At 68.9% G+C, this 18,798-nt stretch carries 17 protein-coding genes and 2 pseudogenes; 6 read left to right on the top strand and 13 right to left on the bottom strand.

Annotation, left to right across the window (positions count from 1 at the left end):
• Positions 1–14 precede the first annotated feature (14 nt).
• Positions 15–569: pseudogene (locus ACNYC2_RS17145) on the bottom strand (NAD(P)-dependent oxidoreductase); the annotation flags it as partial.
• Positions 570–1,774: 1,205 nt separating this feature from the next.
• Here ACNYC2_RS17145 and ACNYC2_RS17140 point away from each other — a divergent pair.
• Positions 1,775–4,063 carry a helix-turn-helix transcriptional regulator gene (locus ACNYC2_RS17140; RefSeq protein ID WP_419702947.1) on the top strand — a complete coding sequence of 763 codons (2,289 nt, stop codon included), beginning with the start codon at positions 1,775–1,777 and terminating at the stop codon, positions 4,061–4,063.
• A gap of 278 nt (positions 4,064–4,341) precedes the next feature.
• Here the strand turns inward: ACNYC2_RS17140 and ACNYC2_RS17135 are convergent, their stop codons facing one another.
• Together ACNYC2_RS17135 and ACNYC2_RS17130 are read right to left on the bottom strand one after the other, a co-directional pair.
• Positions 4,342–4,938: a TetR/AcrR family transcriptional regulator gene (locus tag ACNYC2_RS17135; protein WP_419702946.1), complete on the bottom strand. Its 597-nt coding sequence runs from the start codon at positions 4,936–4,938 to the stop codon at positions 4,342–4,344.
• Positions 4,939–4,984: 46 nt separating this feature from the next.
• Positions 4,985–6,073: an amidohydrolase family protein gene (locus ACNYC2_RS17130; RefSeq protein ID WP_419702945.1), complete on the bottom strand. Its 1,089-nt coding sequence runs from the start codon at positions 6,071–6,073 to the stop codon at positions 4,985–4,987.
• A gap of 61 nt (positions 6,074–6,134) precedes the next feature.
• Here ACNYC2_RS17130 and ACNYC2_RS17125 point away from each other — a divergent pair, with 61 nt between their 5' ends.
• Positions 6,135–7,112: an alpha/beta hydrolase gene (locus ACNYC2_RS17125; protein WP_419702944.1), complete on the top strand. Its 978-nt coding sequence runs from the start codon at positions 6,135–6,137 to the stop codon at positions 7,110–7,112.
• A gap of 159 nt (positions 7,113–7,271) precedes the next feature.
• Here the strand turns inward: ACNYC2_RS17125 and ACNYC2_RS17120 are convergent, their stop codons facing one another.
• From ACNYC2_RS17120 to ACNYC2_RS17090, 7 genes are all read right to left on the bottom strand, one after another.
• Positions 7,272–8,096: a GNAT family N-acetyltransferase gene (locus tag ACNYC2_RS17120; protein WP_419702943.1), complete on the bottom strand. Its 825-nt coding sequence runs from the start codon at positions 8,094–8,096 to the stop codon at positions 7,272–7,274.
• A 60-nt stretch (positions 8,097–8,156) separates the two neighbouring features.
• Positions 8,157–9,107, bottom strand: a complete 951-nt coding sequence (locus ACNYC2_RS17115) for an RNA polymerase sigma factor (protein ID WP_419702942.1) — start codon at positions 9,105–9,107, stop codon at positions 8,157–8,159.
• Positions 9,108–9,240: 133 nt separating this feature from the next.
• On the bottom strand, positions 9,241–9,723 hold the full coding sequence (locus tag ACNYC2_RS17110; RefSeq protein WP_419702941.1) for a hypothetical protein: 483 nt from the start codon (positions 9,721–9,723) through the stop codon (positions 9,241–9,243).
• Between the two features lie 214 nt (positions 9,724–9,937).
• Positions 9,938–10,426, bottom strand: coding sequence for a hypothetical protein (locus tag ACNYC2_RS17105; protein WP_419702940.1), 489 nt, complete (start codon positions 10,424–10,426; stop codon positions 9,938–9,940).
• 216 nt (positions 10,427–10,642) lie between these two features.
• Entirely contained in the window at positions 10,643–11,122 is a 480-nt protein-coding gene (locus tag ACNYC2_RS17100) for a hypothetical protein (RefSeq protein WP_419702939.1), read from the bottom strand.
• Positions 11,123–11,389: 267 nt separating this feature from the next.
• The gene (locus tag ACNYC2_RS17095) at positions 11,390–11,797 is read right to left on the bottom strand and encodes a hypothetical protein (RefSeq protein WP_419702938.1); all 408 of its coding nucleotides are present in this window, start codon (positions 11,795–11,797) and stop codon (positions 11,390–11,392) included.
• A 217-nt stretch (positions 11,798–12,014) separates the two neighbouring features.
• Positions 12,015–12,905, bottom strand: coding sequence for a LysR family transcriptional regulator (locus ACNYC2_RS17090; protein ID WP_419702937.1), 891 nt, complete (start codon positions 12,903–12,905; stop codon positions 12,015–12,017).
• A 121-nt stretch (positions 12,906–13,026) separates the two neighbouring features.
• Here ACNYC2_RS17090 and ACNYC2_RS17085 point away from each other — a divergent pair, with 121 nt between their 5' ends.
• A complete protein-coding gene (locus tag ACNYC2_RS17085) occupies positions 13,027–13,860 on the top strand; it encodes an inositol monophosphatase family protein (RefSeq protein ID WP_419702936.1) in 834 nt (277 codons plus the stop codon).
• Positions 13,861–14,228: 368 nt separating this feature from the next.
• On the opposite strand, the gene ACNYC2_RS17080 is transcribed toward ACNYC2_RS17085, so the two are convergent.
• Together ACNYC2_RS17080 and ACNYC2_RS17075 are read right to left on the bottom strand one after the other, a co-directional pair.
• Positions 14,229–15,488: a hypothetical protein gene (locus ACNYC2_RS17080; RefSeq protein ID WP_419702935.1), complete on the bottom strand. Its 1,260-nt coding sequence runs from the start codon at positions 15,486–15,488 to the stop codon at positions 14,229–14,231.
• A gap of 125 nt (positions 15,489–15,613) precedes the next feature.
• The gene (locus ACNYC2_RS17075; RefSeq protein ID WP_419702934.1) at positions 15,614–16,852 is read right to left on the bottom strand and encodes a cytochrome P450 family protein; all 1,239 of its coding nucleotides are present in this window, start codon (positions 16,850–16,852) and stop codon (positions 15,614–15,616) included.
• Between the two features lie 308 nt (positions 16,853–17,160).
• Here ACNYC2_RS17075 and ACNYC2_RS17070 point away from each other — a divergent pair, with 308 nt between their 5' ends.
• Both ACNYC2_RS17070 and ACNYC2_RS17065 read left to right on the top strand, forming a co-directional pair.
• Positions 17,161–17,955: a TetR/AcrR family transcriptional regulator gene (locus tag ACNYC2_RS17070; protein ID WP_419702933.1), complete on the top strand. Its 795-nt coding sequence runs from the start codon at positions 17,161–17,163 to the stop codon at positions 17,953–17,955.
• A pseudogene (locus ACNYC2_RS17065) lies at positions 17,952–18,089 on the top strand (TetR family transcriptional regulator); the annotation flags it as partial. The gene ACNYC2_RS17070 and the pseudogene ACNYC2_RS17065, both read left to right, overlap by 4 nt.
• Here the strand turns inward: ACNYC2_RS17065 and ACNYC2_RS17060 are convergent.
• Complete coding sequence (locus tag ACNYC2_RS17060; protein WP_419707929.1) at positions 18,024–18,251, bottom strand: hypothetical protein; 228 nt, start codon at positions 18,249–18,251, stop codon at positions 18,024–18,026. The pseudogene ACNYC2_RS17065 and the gene ACNYC2_RS17060 overlap by 66 nt on opposite strands.
• A 117-nt stretch (positions 18,252–18,368) precedes the next feature.
• Between ACNYC2_RS17060 and ACNYC2_RS17055 the strand changes: the two genes are divergently transcribed.
• A complete protein-coding gene (locus ACNYC2_RS17055) occupies positions 18,369–18,752 on the top strand; it encodes a hypothetical protein (RefSeq protein ID WP_419707928.1) in 384 nt (127 codons plus the stop codon).
• The last annotated feature ends 46 nt before the right edge of the window (positions 18,753–18,798 follow it).

Genomic DNA, 18,798 nt, shown 5'->3' with positions numbered 1-18,798 from the left:
GGTGTCTCTGCCTCGTCGAGCATCGCCGCGGCGACGGTCTCCCGGCTCACCTTCGCACCGAGGTCGAAGGGAGGTGCTGCGTCGAGGCCGACCGTGCGCCGACCGGGACTCTCGGCTCCGTCGTCGAGCATCCCGGCGTGGAAGACGGTGCCCCTGGCCGCGAGAACCGTGTTGTCGGCTTCGATCTTGTCCGGGAGCCGGTCGCCCAGGACCTTGGCGAGTATCGCCGCGCCGGGCCCCGCTACCTCGGCTGACCTGCCGGTGCCGTAGGCGCCCAGCCAGATGATCCGCAGGGGGCCGGCGGCGGCGACCGCCCGGGCGCCGGCCAGCAGAGTCCCGGCCCGGTCCGTGCCGAGTGCGGACACGAGCACGGAGTCATGGTCGACGACAGCGGCGATGCTTGCCGTGTCGTTCACATCGCCCGCGACCTTACGCAGGTTCGGAGACTCGGTTAGATCGATCCGCTCGGGATCGCGGGCGACGGCGGTCACGGTGTGACCCCGCCGCAGGGCCTGTCGGGTGAGGGCGATTCCGGTCCGGCCGGAGGCCGCGAGGATGGTGAGGTGCATGCCAAGAACGGTAGGGATCGCGATACTTAACATCAAGTGCACGTAATTGACTCAATGAGTTACCCAGACACAATTTACGCCCCGGGCTGCGCAGATGAGCGGGTGAAGGATGTCGGGGCGGCCTGACCGAAAAGGCGATCGCCCGGACCCATGAGATCAGCCGGCGCACAGTCCAGACAGAGGTCACCGCGCTCGCGGAGGAACTGGGTGCGCACGAGGTTCCAGATCGGATCGTTCGATCACCACGTCAACGGTTCCTCGAGCCCCGCTGGGGTCAGGCTCCTCGTACACGATGCGGTAGGCGACCTCCGCTGAGCCCCCTGTCCGAAGGACCCTCTGGCGGTGGCCGCATAGGCCAGGACGCGGCCGAGCGAGAAGACGTCGCTGCGCTCGTCCACCCGCCGTAGGCAGGCCTGCTCCGGGGACATGAAGGCCACGGTCCCGAGCACTGTGTGACTGGGGGTGTAGGACGTCTCGTCGAGCGCGCGCGATGCCGAAGTCTATGAGGCGTGGTCCGTCTCACGTGAGCAGCACGTTCCCGGTCTTGAGATCGCGGGGCACGAAGTGCCCTGGGCATGGACTGCTGCCAGCCCCTCGGCGACGCCGGCACCGATCGCGACAACCTCTGCGGGCGGGGAGCGCGCCGCGCTCGGCGACGGCGTCCGCCAGCGAGGGCCCTTCGATGTACGCGGTCGCCAGCCAGGGTGCGTCGGCGTCGACACCGGCGTCCACAACCTGGGCCGTATAGAAGCCGCCGCCCCGACGGCTTGTCCGCCAGCTCGGCCCGGGGGACCTTGACCGCCACCTTGCGACCCCCGCGCGACTGGCCGAGGTGCACGTGGCCCATTCCAGCGGATCCCAGGCACGCCACGAGTTCGTAGTCACCCAGTAGCGTCGGCTCACCTGGACGTAACGACTCCACTCGGACTCTTCCTACCTCGTACGACGCGCCCGCGGTGAGCTCGGCGGTGTCGGGCTGTTCGCTCGATCGCCCGGAGCCGTGTCGATATGTGCCAATGGCGCCCATAGTAGATCGCGCATATCTCGCGCAATTCACCCAGCGTTGTACGCTCCATTCGGTATCTTCTATCCAAAATCATGGAGTGTGCTGGAAGGGGACAGCCGTGGGTCCAGATAGCGAGTCTTCAACAGGAGCGCATTCGTCCGAATGGGTCGAGGGTATGGGTGTCAGAGGGCTGGACCGCATGGTTCATGGACGTGACCGGGAGCTGAGAGCGATCAGCGCTTTCGCCACCGAACTGGACCCGACAACTCTTGTCGTGAGTGGCCTCAGCGGTGTCGGCAAGACTGTGACGGTGCTGGCGGCACTGCGGCAGATCGGTGCGCACCCGACGACCGTGCGAGTGGTGAGATCGTGCTCCTCGCGACCGTACGCGCAGGGGCGCTCGGGACGAGAACGCCTTGACCTGGCCAGGTGGACCGCGCCGGCGGAGTCGGAGCCAGGGTACGAGATCGATGCGGATGGGCTCCTGGATACTGTGGGTGCCGGATTCGAGCTCGCCGGCACGGGCCCTCGCGTACTGTTCGTCGACGACGTGGACGTGCTCTCGACGGGTCGGGCAGCCTGGCTGCAGTACCTCGGTGACCTGGCCTATGGGCGCGGCTGGCGTGTGGTCGCCGCGGTCAGGCACGTTCCCGAGGGGCCGCGGCCGGACGACATGGACGTCCTTGATATCGATCCGCTGGACGAAGCGTCGCTGCGCCTTGTCCTGAACGGGGAGCTCGGGCTACCGCTGGCTGTCGACGTCGCAGAACGACTGCACTGGTGGAGCTCGGGGAGTCCAAGAATCGCGCTCGAGCTGGCGGATGAGCTGAGTCCTGCGCAGCTGCGGGGCGATGCCGGGTGGATCGGACCCGAGACGGTAGGACCGGTGGCCCGGCGCGCTTACCGCTATCTGTTGGACGGTCTCGCTGTTCCGGCTCCCGCAGGACGCGAGCTGGGCGAAGTTCGCGCAAACCGTCCTACCTCGTACCATCCGCTGTTGGCACTCCTGCGTGGGGAACCGGTCGCTGGAGTGCCCCAAAGCGACGGGTATTCCGTCTTCCCTGGTTCGGCGACCCTTGCCGAGATGATCCTGGACGGCCTGCACCTCGACAGCCTCTCCGGAATGCCGCAGATCGACGGTGAGCCCCGCGCCGCAGCACGCGCGGCGGGAGTGACGCTCCTGACCGGGACGACGTGGGCGGACGACAGCGCCCGCCAGTGGGTACCGGCCTCGGTCGGCCCGGAGTGGACCGACCACCTTTGGTGGCGAGAAGGTGCCATCGTCAACCACAGGCAACGTGCCGCCGGATCCCGCGTTGCCGCGGCGCTGATCAAGCTCGAGCGCACGGGCCGGATTTCCGATCCTGATCGGCTTCGTACCGATCTCGGCGTCATCGGATCTACGAGCGACCTGCACTGGGTTGGGCTTTGCATCCAGGTACGGGGCCGTCTGCTCCTGGGCGACGGGCCGGGGGCGCGTCAGCTGCTGGAGGATCAGCAGGGCACCGTGTCAGGCCGCTCGGTCGCCGAGATCGTGGCCAGGGACCTGGCCGCGGCCAGGGTCGCGATGTTCGACGGTCGTGCAGAGGACGCCCGCGCGCGCCTGGCGCATGCAACGGAACTCCGGCCGAGTGTTGCAGACTGGCTCCCGGTTCAGGGGCTGCGCGCTGCCGCTGCCGCGATGCTGGACGGAAGAGAGCCCACAAGTCAGCGGCCGCCACGGCCAGGGACCTGGTCGACCAGGGCGCTGGGCGAGTTCGCTGTCGATCTTGGTGCGGCACATCTCGCAGTTGGGCACGCCGCGCGGGCCGCCGAGCTGCTGACGATCGGGCTTGAACGTTGCGCCTGGCCGTACCGCGGCCGTGTCCAGGCGAGAGCCGATCTGGTCGAGGCCGCCATGCACTCCGGTGCGATCCGCGATGAGGTTCCACGGTCGGTCCGCCGGCTGGTCGAACCACCCACCGAACCCCAGGAACGAGCCGACGCCGAGCCTCGCGCCGCCCACGCGCGGATGCACGCCATCCTTGCAGGCCAGGCCGTAGGCCCGGCAGGTGTCGAGGAATGGCTGCCCGCAGCACCGCCGTCGGTCTCGTTGTGGCAGCACCTGCGGTTCCTGGTCGCCTACGCGGGGTACAGCAAGGCGCGCGGCAACCACGAATCGACCGAGTCCGCAGTCCAAGAGGCACGGGCACTGGCAGCCCTGGCCGGGATGCCCGGCTGGCGGGTGGCGATCGATACCTACGCGGCAGGTCTCAGCACTGCTGACAGGCCTGACTGGAGCGGCTTGAACACTGGCGAGCGCGAACTGGTCCGGCTGGCGCTCGGAGGAGCGACCAACGTGCAGATCGCCGAGATGACCTATCTGTCCTTGCGGACCGTCGCCAACAGGTTCCGCCAGATCTACGCGCACCTGCAGGTGCGCGACCGGCGGGAGCTGAACGAACTGGGTACGGTCAACCCGCCTGGATGGCTTGCTGACCAGCGGTGAGGTATTTTCACGCCCTCGCCTCCTTTGTTTGCCGCGCATTATGTGCATCTTTCGGGAATTGCCTCTGGTGGGCGCTCAGAACAGCCGTCGATTGCATCAGCGCAACAGAAATGCACTTTCGTGCGTTCGTGCATGGTTGTCCATTACGGGTGGCGGGCCATTGTGATCCTGTGTGTTCTGAGGGCTGGACCTGTATCGCATCTGGTGCCGTCTGGGGTTGCCCAGATGCGATACAGGCCCTCAAATGTGAGGCGTGATCCTCGGGTGTCGAGCGGGCCTCACCGCCGGAGCGAGGGAAGCACGACCTCGTCGACGATCGCGCTCACGTCACGCTGCCCGAGCGGCCCCGCGACGAGATGACGGGCGAGGACCAGGGCCGCACCGGCGCCTGCTCGTGACGGGGTCACGGCGTCGGGACTGATCTCGCCACGGGCCGCAGCCCGCTCGAGAGCTTCGGTGACGAGTCGTTGCCGCGGTTCGACCAGGAGCGCGACGATCCGGTTCCACAGCTCGGGTCGGCGCTCGCGCTCCAGGAGAATCGGTGTCAGCGCCCGTCCGACCGGGGTGGTGAGGCCGTCGGCGAGGTCGCTGAGGAAGGCAAGCAGCTCGGTCCGGAGATCGCCCGCGGGCTCCAGACGCGTACCGCCGGGGTGGAGGCTGTCCTCCGCGTCGTCCTCTGCTTGTGCGAGGGCGGCCAGGACGAGCTGGCCGGTATCGGTCCAGCGACGATAGAGCGACGCCTTTCCCGCTCCGGCGCGGGCGGCGATGCGCTCGAACGTGAGCCCGGTCATGCCGTGCGCGGCGAGCTCGGCGAGAGCGGCGTCGTACACGGCGGCCTCGAGTGCGGTGCCGCGCCGGCGGCTGTCGGCGTTCATCGCCACGTCCGGACAGCCCAGGGGTGTGGTCGCATGTCGATCCGGATCATGACACCGCCGTGCCGGCGACCCAGATCGCGTCCGGCTGCCGGAGAATCTCGGGAGAGCGGGTCGGGTCAGCGCTGACGAGGACCAGGTCCGCGCGATGGCCCACGACGACACGGCCGCGGTCGGTCAGGCGGAGCGCGTCGGCCGCTGCGCTCGTGGCGGCACGGAGGGTATCCGAGGCGTCCAGTCCCGCCTGCCGCAGGTAGGCGAGCTCGTCGTGCAGCGAGGCCCCGTGCGCAATTGGCGCCAAGGGTATCTCGTTGGCGTCCGTCCCGGCGATGATCGGGACGCCAGCGGCATGCATCGCCCGGACGCACTCGACCGCGTTCCGGAACGCGCCTTCGGCGTGGCCGCCGAGCCGCGCGTGCGCCATCGCGTGCATCATGATCAACGTCGGTGACGCCACGGTCTTCTGGTCGAGCATCCGCTGCACCGTCGCGTCGGAGAGCGGGCGGTCAAGAGGGGAGTGCGTGAGGATGTCGGCGCCCGCGTCGAGGCCCCGGTCGAACGCTGCGGCGGTCACGACGTGTGCGACGGTCAGCAGCCCGCGCTCGTGCGCGCCCTCAACCAGGGCGGTGATCGTCGCGACGTCGAGGGCAGGAACATCCGTCGCCGAGGGGTCCTCGATGATGACCTTGACGAGGTCTGAACCGTGCTGGGTGCGCCAGTCGAGGTACCGCGCCGCATCCGCGGGGCCTGCGACCCCGCTCGCGGCAGGGAATCCCATGCGGGCGATCTGGAGGCTTCCGGGCGCGGACGCGGCAGACCCGGCACTGAGGATCGACGGCACGCCGTGCTCGGCGCGCTGGGCGTCGATCACAGAGTCCGGATGGGTGCCAAGGTCTACGACCGTGGTGATCCCGGCGCGAGCGGCCGCGGTGAGTGCGTCTCGGCTTCCGAGGTGCACGTGCGAGTCGATCAGCCCGGGGAGCAGGAACCGGCGAGCTCCGTCGGTCGCGTCGGCCGGGCGTACCGCGCGAGCGGCGGGCCTGACCTCCAGGATCGTCTCCTCGAACACGACGTCGACCGGCCGCCCGGGTGAAGGGCTGTCCGTATCGATCAGGTGCACGTTGCGTAGTGTCGGCATGCTCGTAAGATACAGTTTCGTTCACTATTTACAAGAGAGTGGTTCAGATCGAGGGAGACAGATGACCGTCGTCGCCAGCAGGCACGCATGGCTCACGTGGATCGTCCGGGCGGTGGCGGCGGCAGGGGTCGGCGTCGTGGTGTGGGCCTGCTCGACCGGATGGGGAGCGGTGGTGCACGGGCACCCCGCGTTCGCGGTGCTGCTGGGGCTGACGGTCCTGGGAAGCGGTCTCGTTCTGTGGCGCAGCCTGCGGCCCCGCAACCCCCGCCAGGGCCGGCACGTGGTGCTCGACCTCGTGCTGGTCGTCGTGGGCGTCGGGTGGGTCGCCGTCATGGCCTGGCTGCGCCCGTTCGTCGCCGTCGAACCGGCACTGACCGCGATGGTCTCGGACACTGACGTCACGGTCACCGAGACGGCGACGCGTGTCGAGCTCGCCCCGGCCGGGGGCATGAACGCAGGCGGGACCGCCGTCTTCTTCCAACCGGGCGCCAAGGTCGAGGCCAGGGCCTATGCCGCGGTCCTGCGTCCGCTGGCCGAGGCTGGGCACACGGTGGTGATCGCCAAGCAACCGCTCGGTGTCGCCTTCCTCGCCACTGGGGCGTTCGACGACGCTCGGGCGCAGTACCCCGACGCCGACCGCTGGGTCGTGGGCGGGCACTCGCTCGGCGGCGTCGTCGCGTCGACGCAGGCGGACGCCGCCGATGTAAACGGAGCGGACGCCGCGGACGGTGCGGCGCCCGCCGTCGGCCTGCTGCTGTACGCGTCCTATCCGTCGGGGGACGTGAGGGTGTCGCTGACGGCGGCGGTGGAGTCCGTCTCGGGTTCCGAGGACGGGCTCTCGACCCCGGACAAGGTCGCGGCATCCCGCGCGAGACTGCCGGCTGAGAGCACTTTCACGGTGGTGGACGGCGCGATCCATGCCTTCTTCGGCGATTACGGTCCGCAGCCAGGGGACGGGATCTCGGCCATCTCCCACGGCGAGGCCCGGTCCCAGATCTCGTCTGCCAGCACACAGTTCGTCGACTCCCTGAGCCGGTAGCTTCGCCCGGTCCGCCGCCCGCACGTCGGCGCCCCCGGATTCGTTCGTCTGACTGCCGGACAGGGTGGGCGGTGACCGCGTAGCTGGTCGCCGCCCACCTGCGGATCCGACGTCAGATGGCAAGCTGCCTCTCAGTAGCTCAGGGTGCGCTGTGCCTGATCAGGCAGTCCAGATCCAGTTCTGGCGGTGGTAACGGACCGCGAGTCCGGCCTTGATCTGGTTGTCGAGGGAGGGGTTGGACTGCCCCGGCTCGGGTAGCACGGCTTCTCCGACCACCCAGGCTGCGCCGGCCTCGCGGGCGGCTTCGAGGCGCGCCGCGATGAGCGCTGACTGCGCGCCGCGGCGGCGGTGCGTCGGCAAGGTTGCACCGGAGTTCAGCGACGCGACGCTGCCGTGCAGGTAGAGGTTGGCACCGGCGACGATCTGGTCACCGTCCCAGGCGGCGAACGGCCGGGTGGCAGGGTTGTGCACGCTCTGGGCGATCATCGTGTCCACGCGCTCGTCGTACATGCCGAAGCTCCGGTTCACCGCGGAGGCCCACTCCGCGGCGTCCGACGGCTCCACAGGTCCGACGCGCAGGTCGGTCAGCGCGTTCGCCCTGGTCTCCTGGATCGGTGCAGCGAGCTTGGCCCAGTGACCTCCGGCCTGGAGGCCGTGGATCGCGGAGATCTCGTCCCAGTCCTCGGGCAGTACGGACGGTGCGATCTGGATGACCGCCATCGGCGCGCCGTGCTCCCGGTAGAACCCCACCACCTGATCCATCAGGCTCCGTGTCACGGGCTCGGCAAAGCCGAACCCGAGTGCTTTGTTCCAGTACTTGTAAGGGTCGTTGCTGGCGGCCAGGACCACGCCCCCACCGATTCGTGCGGTGGCGATACCCAGCCCCTGCCGGGCCGGCTCGGGAGCCTGGCTCTCGTAGCCGTGCATCATCTCGGCCTCGACGGTCTCGGCGAGCTCGGTCGGGTCAGTCGTCTGTGTGTTCACGATGTATCGAGAGTCCCGTCCCGGCAGAAGTTCGATGGCTCGGGTGTGATGTGCGTCACGTCAGGCGCGGTGGGCTCGAGGGCGGTGCAGCATCCGGGCGCGGCGTACCTGGCCGCCGTCGACCTGGAGCACCCAGAGAGCGCCCGGCGGGCAGTGGAACGGAGCCTCTGGCGGACTGAGCAGGTCCATGTCCCACAGGACAAGGCCCCCACCCGCGATCACGTCGACGAGTCGATGGCGTACGCCGTCTGCCATGTTGGACTCGACCGCCCGGACGACGGAGTCGTGACCGGTCGTCATGCGTCCGCTGGGCCAGGACGAGGCCAGGTCTGGAGCCCAGTACTCGGCCAGGGCGCCGGCCATCGCGCCGCGCTGGGCCGCCGCGAGCGACTCGACGGCCTCTTGCCTGCGGGCTCGGGTGAGCTCCGCTACGTCGTCGTGCGCGCTGTCGGCGGTGGCGAGCAGCGCGGCCGCCAGCTTCCGCCGCGCCGCCGCCAGCCTGCTCCGAACCGTACCGACCGGGACTCGCAGTGCCTCGGCGATGTCCTGGTAGGCGGTGAGCCCTGTGAGATGCCGCAGGACAATCACGAGGCGCTGTTCCGAGGGCAGCTCGGCGAGAGCGGTCCACACCCAGTCGCGCGTTGCGAGTTCGTCCAGGAGCTCGGCCGGGTCCGGTTCTGTGGATCCGACCGCGGTGAGGACCCCGCTGTCCGCCGGCAGGTCGACCCTGGCACGTAGGCGTGCCAGGCTCGCGTTGCGGGTCACGGTTCGCAGCCACGGGCCGACGGCGGAGGGGGCGCGCAGGCCGTCGATGTGAAGCAGGGCCACGACTGCGGCCTCCTGGACGGCGTCCTCGGCATCTGCCCGGTGGCGCAAGATCCTCGTTGCGACGGCGAGCATCGCGGCACGGTGCCGGGCGATCAGCAGTCCGAGTGCGGCGGTCTCGCCGCGCCGTGCCGCATGGACGAGGTCTACGTCTGTCGGGGCGTCGGTCTCGGGGGAGAGCAGCACGCTGGCGAGTCTATGGGTGGCACGATCCCGGGTGCTACAGAGGTGGGGCCGTCTCCCTCGACGGGACGGGCGACAGGACGGCAGTGGGGCCCTGGAAGTTCCAGGGCCCCACTGCATTCGGTCGTCGGGACGCTCAGCCCCAGTTCTGCTGCTCGCCATCCTGCTCCGGCGAGCCGTACTGGCCCTCGTCCGAGCCGAACTCAGCTCCGGTCTCGGTGCCACTCTCGGGCTGCTCCGCGGACTGCACGTCGCCGGCCTGGTCGTAGGCCGAACCCTCGCCCTGCCCGTAGGCCGGGCTCTGGTCTGACGACGACTCGCCGTACGACGAGCTCTCGGCGGACGAAGCGTTCTGGTACTCGGCGGCGGGCTCGGACTCGCCGTAGGGCGCGCCATCGGAGGGCCGGGACTGCTCGTAGCCGGACGACTCGCCCTGGCCGGCGGTCTCGGACTCGCCGTACGAAGATCCCTCCTGAGTCCCCGTCGACTCGTCGAACGAGTCCTCGGAGCGCTCCGAACCGTAGGCCGCGGTGTCGCCCTGGTTCTCGCTCGAGCCGAAGTCCGACGTCGGCCCCTGGTCGAACTGGCCCTGCTCGGACTGCTCGTAGTTCTCGGTCATGATGACTCCTCACGTCTGCACGTGGAGGTGTGCCGAATTGCATCCCCCTGCGAAGCTCGGGACGTATTCCCGAACACACAAGAACGTACATAGGCCGCTGAGCGTGTGCCACCGGGGCAGGGAAACGTGTGGTGCACAGAATGCGAATGGCTGGTCAAGTTGACAGGCTTCGCGGACGTGATCTCGCTGACGTACCTATGGGGCGATGTGCTCGTCAAGAGCTGGCTCCAGGCATGTCCACGTCAGGCACCGGGTGGAAGTATTCGGCGGGCCGGTAGCTTCGGAGAGGGATTGAGGCCGATCCTACGAACTCGGCGACGAATTGGCTCAGCTCAGTTCGTTCGTAGACCTGCCGACCCAAGAGGAGTGCAGCTTCCTCGCGTTGGTGCGTTGCACAGAAGGCGCGAAGCTCTGCCGCCTCGAACAGTTCCCAGGTAGCCGCCAGGTTCGACATGCGTCCTGCACGCGCGAAGCTGGCCGCGGGAGGAAAGCTGTCGAAGAACGCCCACAGCCCGTCGATCTCGACGGCGGCTCCACGTAGTACTTGCACAACCGAGGTCTCGTGCGCCCCCGGCAGTTGCTCGTGGTCGACGACGGCCCAGTACTGACGGTCCGGCGTGCCGGGTCCGGCGTCGTCGGCGTACGCGCTGCAGATTGACGTGGTGAGACCAACGTCGATCGGTGCGGCGGAGTTGTGTGGCATGTCGATCCTTCACATAATCTTGCCCGATTCCAGTTCGCGGGCATACAGGGAGAATGTCCATGCATTTGCATGGGATTCCGGTGACTCTTTACCCGGTGGCGGAGCGGTATGGGGGTGCTTCGCGGAGCAGATCTGCGGGTGGTTCTTCTGGCGGTGCTGTGGTCCTGCTTGTGGGGATCGTGGCGGCGACTTCGGGGTTGACGTGGCCGTCGACGCCTATCCGGCGGCTGCCACGGCCTTGGGCTGGTACTGAGCCCAGTCGACGGATGAATCGAGCATCTGCGTCAGGCCAACGCGCTTCACAGGAATCTTTTCGTCCTTGATCGCGATCTCGAGCTCCTCGTTCCACGTGTCAGTCGTCGCGACCACGAGCCGTGCGGTGAACGGCGGCTTGTTCGACGCCGTGAGGAACGGGTCGATATCCGGCTTCGTGAAAGACTTGCTCGGGTCGTGGAATGCGCACAGCACGGCCACCAGGTCCTCCGTGTCGTGCTCGCGCGCGACCAGATCGATCCCGTCGCCCGTGCCTTCGTGCTCGGGCCATTCGTCCCACGACCACACGTGGTCGAACTTGCCTTCCCACTCCTCGTCGGTGCGAAGGAACTCCTTTATCAGTTCCTCGAACTTCTGGTCCCGGTCGGCCTCGGACTCGGTCCTGAACATGAAGTCGTCGAGGAGCCTCTCGAGTGCGGTCATGGGGGACATTCTGCCAAGACGGGGTCGTCCCCGCCCTTCGTGCCGTGGTAGTTAACGTGTCGTTCACCTGACTCGTGGACGCAGCAGTGGCCCTGGCTGATGGCGGGGAGGGCGCCGAGGCACAGGAGGCCGCCCCGGCCACAACTACGTCTTCGACCTGTGGATCCGGCGCTATCCCGAGCTGAGGGCCGTCCGCGTCTCCGAGACGCCCAAGACGTGGGCGGCGTATCGATCGAGGGGGGAGCGAGGCTGCCTCCGACATCCCGGTCAGGTCGTGCCTGTGGGCGGTCGATCGCGCCGTGCGATCCGGCGACCGGCGGCGACGGCGCTCCGGCCACGGTGCACCCGGGCCGCCTCGCGGACGTCGGTGAGTGCGCGGATGCACTCGGCGCACTCGTAGAGGTGGGCTTCGAGGCAGCCTCGCCGCCGCGGGAGCAGGCGCCCGGCGAGGTAGTCGCGTATGGCAGCACGGGTGCAACGGCACTCCGGCTGGTTGACACCGAAGGCGTGTGCCGGAGCGGGCGCGGACGCACCGGATGGCATGGTGATGGCGGACAATGCGATCCGGAGCCTGTTCACGGAGGCCTGGCGTACGTCGCTCGGGGTGCTGCCCGTGCCGTCGTCTGCGTGGTCACGCTTCGGTCCGGCGATCGGCAGGACGCTGATGAGGATCACGTCGGCCCGCTCTCTCTGCGCTGAGTACCGACATCGGTCGGCGGAGCCATCATCGCACCGCGATCCCTGATCGGTCGCGACGAGTGTGGATGCGTCACGACGCTGATCGAGGGGTCCCGGGCAGACCTACAGCTGACACTCGGTGCACCGTCGGTCCGCCGGCTACCTTGGGCACCGCGGCGGGCGGAGACCTCTGGCTTCGCGAGCGCCGAGGCTGCTACCCGCTCGCCAGCATGCTCAGCTCGCTGACAGTCGTATCGCGTAGCCATCGGTGCGCTGGGTCGCCGTCGTTGCGAGTGTGCCAGCTCATGGTGAGCGGGAGCTCGGGGATGGTGAGCGGCAGGGGTGTGGTGATGAGGTCGAGGGCGTCGATGTCTTGCTGACAGATCCCCTCGGGAACGGTCGTCAAGCTGTCCGTGGTGTGCACGATCCGCAGGGCGGCGGTGCTCGATGGTGCGGTCGCGATCACAGTGCGCGCAAGGCCCAGCTCGTGGAGGGCATCGTCGACGGGATCGGCGAAGCGGCCGCGTCGCGAGACGTTCACATGTGTGGCCGCTGCGTACTCCGCAGCGGCCAGCGGTCTGCGGGCCAGAGGATGGTCGCTGCGCATCGCGACGACGATCCGGCCGGCAGCGATCGTCTGCGACGCGACGTCCGTGGTGACGCCGGCGGAGGACCCGATCTCGATGTCGGTGCGCCCGGTGCGGAGGCCGTCCGCGTCGGTGCTGGACTCACCGAGGAACCGGATCCGTACGCGCGGCGCTTCCGCGATCACTCGCCTGATGAGCCTCGGCGCGAGCGCGTTGGTGATGGCGTCATGGCAACGGTACGTGAACGTCGTGGCAAGCCTGTCGAGTTCGAGCTCGTGACGTGGCGTGAGGACGGCGCGTACCTGCTCGGCAAGCTGGTGCACCTGGTCGCGCACCGCCAGCGCATACGGGGTGGGCATCATCGTCCGCCCCGAACGCACCAGGATCTGATCCCCTGTCGATTTCCGGATCCTCGCGAGCGTCCTGCTCATCGCCGGCTGGGAGAGGTGCAGGCGCTCGGCGGCGCCACTCACGCTGCCCTCGTCGAGCAGGACGTCGAGGGCGGCGAGCAGGTTCATGTCTAGTTGCACACAGGTAATAGTACAGATGCAAAGCATGCATTGGACATCATGAACTGGTCGTTCTTGAATTGACCCAGCAGGAACACGCGACAGTCACTTTCTGAGAGAGGTCCAGATCATGATCACGAGCCCTACCCTGAACGATGTCAGCATCGACGCCGCCGAGGACGCCATGCTGGTTCCGGGCATCCGGTCCGCGCTCGCTGCCGCCGGCGAGGTGCTGGTGCAGCGGTTCGAGTCGAAGACCGAGTTCGTGACACGGGACGACGTCGTCGAGGGGATCTATGCGAACGACCGAGCGTCGCTGGATGTGATGCGACCTGCCCTGACCGCGCTCCGGCCTGAAGCGGGGTGGGCTGAGGACGAGCTGGAGAGCGGTGCGCTCCCGGACGGGGAGTGGTGGGTGACCGACCCCGTGGAGGGCAACATCAACCACATCCACGGCATCGCCGACTGGGGCGTCACCGCGACCCTGGTGCGGGACGGTGTCCCTGTCGTGACCGTCGTGCATCTTCCGTTGACGGGGCAGTTCTACACCGCGGTGCGCGGAGGCGGAGCCTTCCTCGATGGTGAGCGGATCACCCCGTCGGTCAAGGCGAAGCTTGATGCCGCGCTGGTCGGTTCCGGTCAGGCCTCGCCGCGCGAGACCAGCGAGACGTTCGCCAAGATCGCCCGCTCCACCGAGGCGATGCTCAACGCAGGACTGGTGTTGCGCCTCTCGGTCCCCGCGACCCTGCAGCTCATCCATGTCGCGACCGGCCGCATGGACCTGTTCTGGCAGCACAGCGCCGTGCGGTCCGGCCTCGTCTCGGGCGCACTGCTCGTCTCCGAGGCCGGCGGGGTCGTCTCCGACCTGCGCGGCGGCCCGTGGGCGCTCGACAGCACAGGCTTCCTCGCCACCACCCGTGAGCTCCACGGGGAGGCGGTTGCGATCCTGGCGCCCACCGCCTGAGTGTTTACGCCTCGTGGCTCTGCTCCCGCCCGACCCGCCGACCGCTCATGGCCGGCGGGTCGAAGCGTCCCAGATCCAGCTGACTCACGGCCAAGCCCCGGCGTGGCCATGGCGAACCCGTGAACTGTCGGCAGGCGCGCGCAGCCGGCGTACGCGGGCGAAGGCGTCGTCGAAGAACGCACGGTCCCCATCGAGTTCGACCGCCGCACCCCGGTATATGTGCATGCCGTCCGAATCCTGGTTCCAGGGAGGTAAGGGGGTCGAGGACGGTCAGATACGCGCGTCGTCGAACGCCCCGCCCGCGAGGCCAGGGCCCAGATCTCGACCGCTAGCCCGCGGTTCGTCGAATCCTGGAGCGGTTCGTCCAGCTACTGATCTGGGTTGATGGTCGGTACGAACGTCACGGGGAGCCTGGCCGCGGACCGGGACCAGAGCGAGGTGCCGAACTCCAGCTCGTCGGCGGGGACCGCGAGCCGTAGCCCGGGCAGGCGGATCAGGGCCTGCTCGACGCCGGTCTTGGTGATGATGCGGGAGAAGCGGTCGGCGGGGCAGCGGTGCACTCCGGCGCCGAAGCCGAGGTGGGCCCGCGACGTGCCGGACCAGATCGGGTCCGCGCCCCGGTGCGCGGACGCGGTGGCCTCGGCGATGGCCACGACGACCGCCTCACCCTTGTGCAGCCTGCGGCCACCGAGGTCGACATCGGCGGTGACGAAGCGGCATGTGGCGTTCCACATCGGGGATTTCTGGGTCATGACCGTGTCGATGGCCTCGTCGATGCCCAGCCGGCCGCTGCGGACGCGCGCGCCGAAGCCAGCGTCCGACAGGAGCTGGACCAGGGACGTGGTGAGCCAGCCCACGGCCAGCTCGTGGCCGGCGACCTGGACGAGCGCGGCGGCGTGCACGGCCTCGGTGGGTGTGCGGGCGTTCGGGTGGTGGACGATCGTCGACAGCGCGTCGTCGGTGGGGTGCGTCCTGCGTACCGCGGTCTGCTCGGAGAGCACCGTCATCACCCCCATGACACCCGACATCGTGCGTCCGGCGTCGTTGGAGAAGGCGTCGCTGACGTGGTTGACCAGCCGGCTCGCCAGCTCGGGGTCGAGACCGAACATGGTGGCGACCGCCTGGGACGGGATGAACTGTGTATAGGCGGAGACGAGGTCGGCGGTGCCGTCCTCGGCGATGCGGTCGAGCATCCGGTCACAGGCGGTGCGCAGCTGTGCGGCGAAGGCTCGCTCGTCGATGACGTCGAACGCGTCGTCGACGATCGCGCGCAGCCGGGCCTGCTCCGCGCCGTCGACGAAGTAGGCGCTTTCCCGTGGTTCCAGGAAAGCGTGCAGGGCGCTGCCCGGTGGCACGCGGCCGTCGTGGAACGGCGGCCAGTTGACCACGTCGCGGGAGAACGTGAGCTGGTCGCGGAACACGTGCATCGCGTCGGCGTAGTCGAGGACGAGCCACGAGTTCACACCGGTGACCAGCTCGACCGGTGGCACCGGTCCCCACTGGGACCGAAGCTGCTCGTAGACCGGTTCCGGATCGTGCGTGAGGGTTGTCCGGGCCAGCGGGGTGAGCCCCGACAGCTCGTCCAGCCGGACATCGCTCCCGGTGCGGTCACCTGAGAGTGTCGACACCGTATTCCCTGTCACGTCTTCGTTCCTCGTCTCGTCGAATACGCCTGGTCAGTGCCCGCACCGTGGTGTGCGGGGCAGTGCCCGCCCGGAAGCACGGTAGCGACTGCCCCCCGGGCGGGCGTGCCTCATGGTTCTAGGACCACGGGTACGCCGACGTGGCCGTTCATGATGAAGCCCGGGCTGGCCGGGATCGTGGCGGCGTCCTGCGCGAGCCGCATGTTCGGGTATCTGTCGAACAGCGCCGGCAGCGCCATGATGGCCTCCAGGCGGGCCAGCGGCGCGCCCAGGCAGTGGTGCACACCGTGGCCGAAGGACAGGTGGTCCGTGCGCTCCCGGCTCGGGTCGAAGGCGTCGGCGGTGGCACCGTGCACCTGGGGGTCGCGTCCGGCTCCGGCGAACGACGGCAGGATGGCCTCGCCCTGGGCGATCCGCACGCCTCCGATCTCCAGGTCCTGGACCGCGTACCGCAGCGGGATGGCCGCGGCGGGGGCGCGCAGGCGCAGGGTCTCCTCCACGACCGCTTCCCAGGTGATCCGCCCGTCGAGGACCGCGGCCAGGTGCTCGGGGTGGCTCAGCAGTGCGACGACGGCCTCGTCCAGCAGGTTCACGGTGGTCTCGTAGCCCGCCACGATCGTCATGCGGATCGTTACGGCGAGCTCCTCCGGGGTGTACCGGTCGTCGCCGTCGTGCGTACGCAGGAGGTCCGAGGCGAGATCGTCACCCGGGTTGGCCTGCTTGCGGGACACGAGCTCCTGGATGGTCTCGTTCAGCTCGATCAGCCGGGCGACTGCCGCCTGCGGCGTGATGGTGGAGTCGAACAGGGCGTCGGAGCAGATCTTGATGGTCGGGTACAGGTCATCGGGCACCCCGAGCAGCGCGCCGATCACGTCGATCGGGATCGGGAAGCAGAACGCCGCACGCAGGTCGACGACGCCCGGCCCGTACCGCCCGGCCAGGGCGGCGGGGTCGCCGTTCTCGATGGCGGCGAGCGCGGACGCGGTGGCCACCTCGATCATCGGGGCCATGGCGCTCGTCCGGCGCGCGGTGAACGCGGGTGCCCCCAGCCTCCGCAACCGCCGGTGCTCGGACCCGTACGCCGTGAACATCCCGACCTTCATGACCCACTGCATGAGTGGCCAGTCCTGCGGGATCCGGCCCTCGGTCATGTCGGCCCAGTGCACCGGGTCCTTCGACACCATCGGGTTGGTGAGCAGCTCGCGCAGCTCGCCGTAGCCCGTCACCATCCAGGCGGGTACCCCGCCCGGGAGCTCGACCCGCGACACCGGGCCGTCGGCACGGAGCATCGCGATCTCGGAGTAGATGTCCTGGCCGGTCGGTTCGAGCACGTGTGCGGTTCTGGTCATGACTCTCCCCAAGGACATACCGCGACATAGTGTGACATGCGGCGCATGGTACGGGGTCGATGTGAATCAGAAAGACAGAGCATCGCGCACGAACCAGCCGGCTCGACAGTCGTCCTGAACCGTGGTTGGTGTCATTTGTGCCGACGCGGGCAGGTACGCGCTCTCGCGCGTTGGTCACCGCCGCCAGCAACATTCTCACGCGTTACCGGCGGTTCTGGCAGCAGGCTTGGCCACGCGACCAGTAGCCGGTGAACGTGGGAGACTGGGTTTCCCATGCCATCGGCCCGACCGGAGACCAAGCACGCCCCGTGAACAGCAGCGCAGAGAGCCCGACCCGGCGTCAGCGCCTTCGCGAGGAGGTGCTGAACAACTCGATCGCTGCGGCGCGCGGCCTGCTCACGGAGGGCGGGCTCGAAGGTGTAACCATGTTGGCGGTCAGTCGGGTCGTCGGGATCGCCGGGCCTGGGCTCTACCGGTACTTTCCGAGCCGTGCCGATTTGCTGAAGGCGACGTACCGGCACGTGCTCGACGAGCTGGTCGCGCACGTGCGTGCCGCAGTCGCGCGTCAGCCAGCCGGTGACCGGGCTGCCGAGCTGCACGCGATGACGTACGCGATGTTCGCCTGGTGTGTGGCGCATCCTCACGAGTTCGATCTGTTGCTGGGAGCCGGCTTGCGTCTCAGGGACGACGCACCGGTAGGTGGCGGCACGTTCTACGAGGTGGCGGCCCTCGCATTTCCTCCGGTAGCTGCGCAGTGGGCCGACGGCGCCGTCCGGTTCGACGAGCCAGTTCCTTCGGAGCTTGAGCCGGAGCTGGCTGCCCGCCGCGATCTCCTCCTCGCGGTGTTCCCCGACGCTCCCCGGGAAGTGCCGCTGGGGCTGGTCGCCGCAGTCCGCGTCGCCTGGCAGCGCACCTTCGGCCTGCTGTGCATGACGGTGTACGGGCACATCGCCGAACCGGACGGCCCCGTCAGGCGCGACTACGTCATGGCTCTGCTCGAGGAGCTGAACGCCAGCAACCTCGCGATCTTCGGCCTGGAGATCAGCTCCGCAGTCGTCCTGGAACCGGTCTTCACGGGCACCACCGGCGGGGGGCGGGCATGAGCACGCAGGGTGCCCCGGGCCGTCGCGCGCGTCTGCGCCGCGAACTGCTGACTGAGGCGTTGGCCGCCTCACGCCGGCTGCTGGAGGAACACGGTCCGGATGGCGTCACGATGCAGGCTGTCGCGAAAGCCGTCGGGATCGCCGGGCCTGGGCTGTACCGTTACTTCGACGGTCGCCCAGGCCTGCTGCAGGCCACCCACCAGGATGTCGTCGACGAGCTCCGGGCCTTCGCCGAGGAGGCCAGGATGCGGCAGGCCGCCGACAATCCCGACGCACAGTGTCATGCTGTCGTCCACGCGCTGTTCCGCTGGTGCCTTGCCCACCGCAACGAGTACGACCTGCTGATGTCGGGGCGGCTACGCATCTCCGGCTCGGGTGAGGCCGCGCCCGGCGACGCTCGTCACGCGCCCCTGATGACTCTTGACCGTGTGGGCGCGGTGTTCACGCCGATCGCGCTGGCGTGGTGGCAGGCGGGCTGCCGGCTGATCCCGGACGACGCGCTCCCGCCTGCCCTGGTGCCTCACCTGCGGGCCGCCCGGGACGCCATGCTTGCGATCCCGGGCTTCCCGCAGGACGTCCCGCTCGGGCTGCTGCACATGATGAACCTGTGCTCGGCCCGGCTCTGGGGGCTGCTCACGCTGACCGTCTACGGTCACCTGGGCGACGTCGACGGCCCAGGGGGCGTGGCGCACGTGGACGGGCTCGTACGAGACCTCGTCGTCGACCTTCTCGCGGTCTTCGGCAGGGAGGTCTCCGACGACGTCGTGCTGGTCCGGAGCGCCGTACGCCGATCGTGATCTCGCGGCCCGGTGGTGTTCGCCGTCGGGCCGCGGCCGGCTGGGC

The sequence above is a fragment of the Promicromonospora sp. NFX87 genome (genome assembly GCF_048564965.1).
Taxonomy (GTDB): domain Bacteria; phylum Actinomycetota; class Actinomycetes; order Actinomycetales; family Cellulomonadaceae; genus Promicromonospora.
The sequence above is the reverse complement of the archived record's forward strand: the minus strand, read 5'-3'. Positions and strand labels throughout refer to the sequence as shown.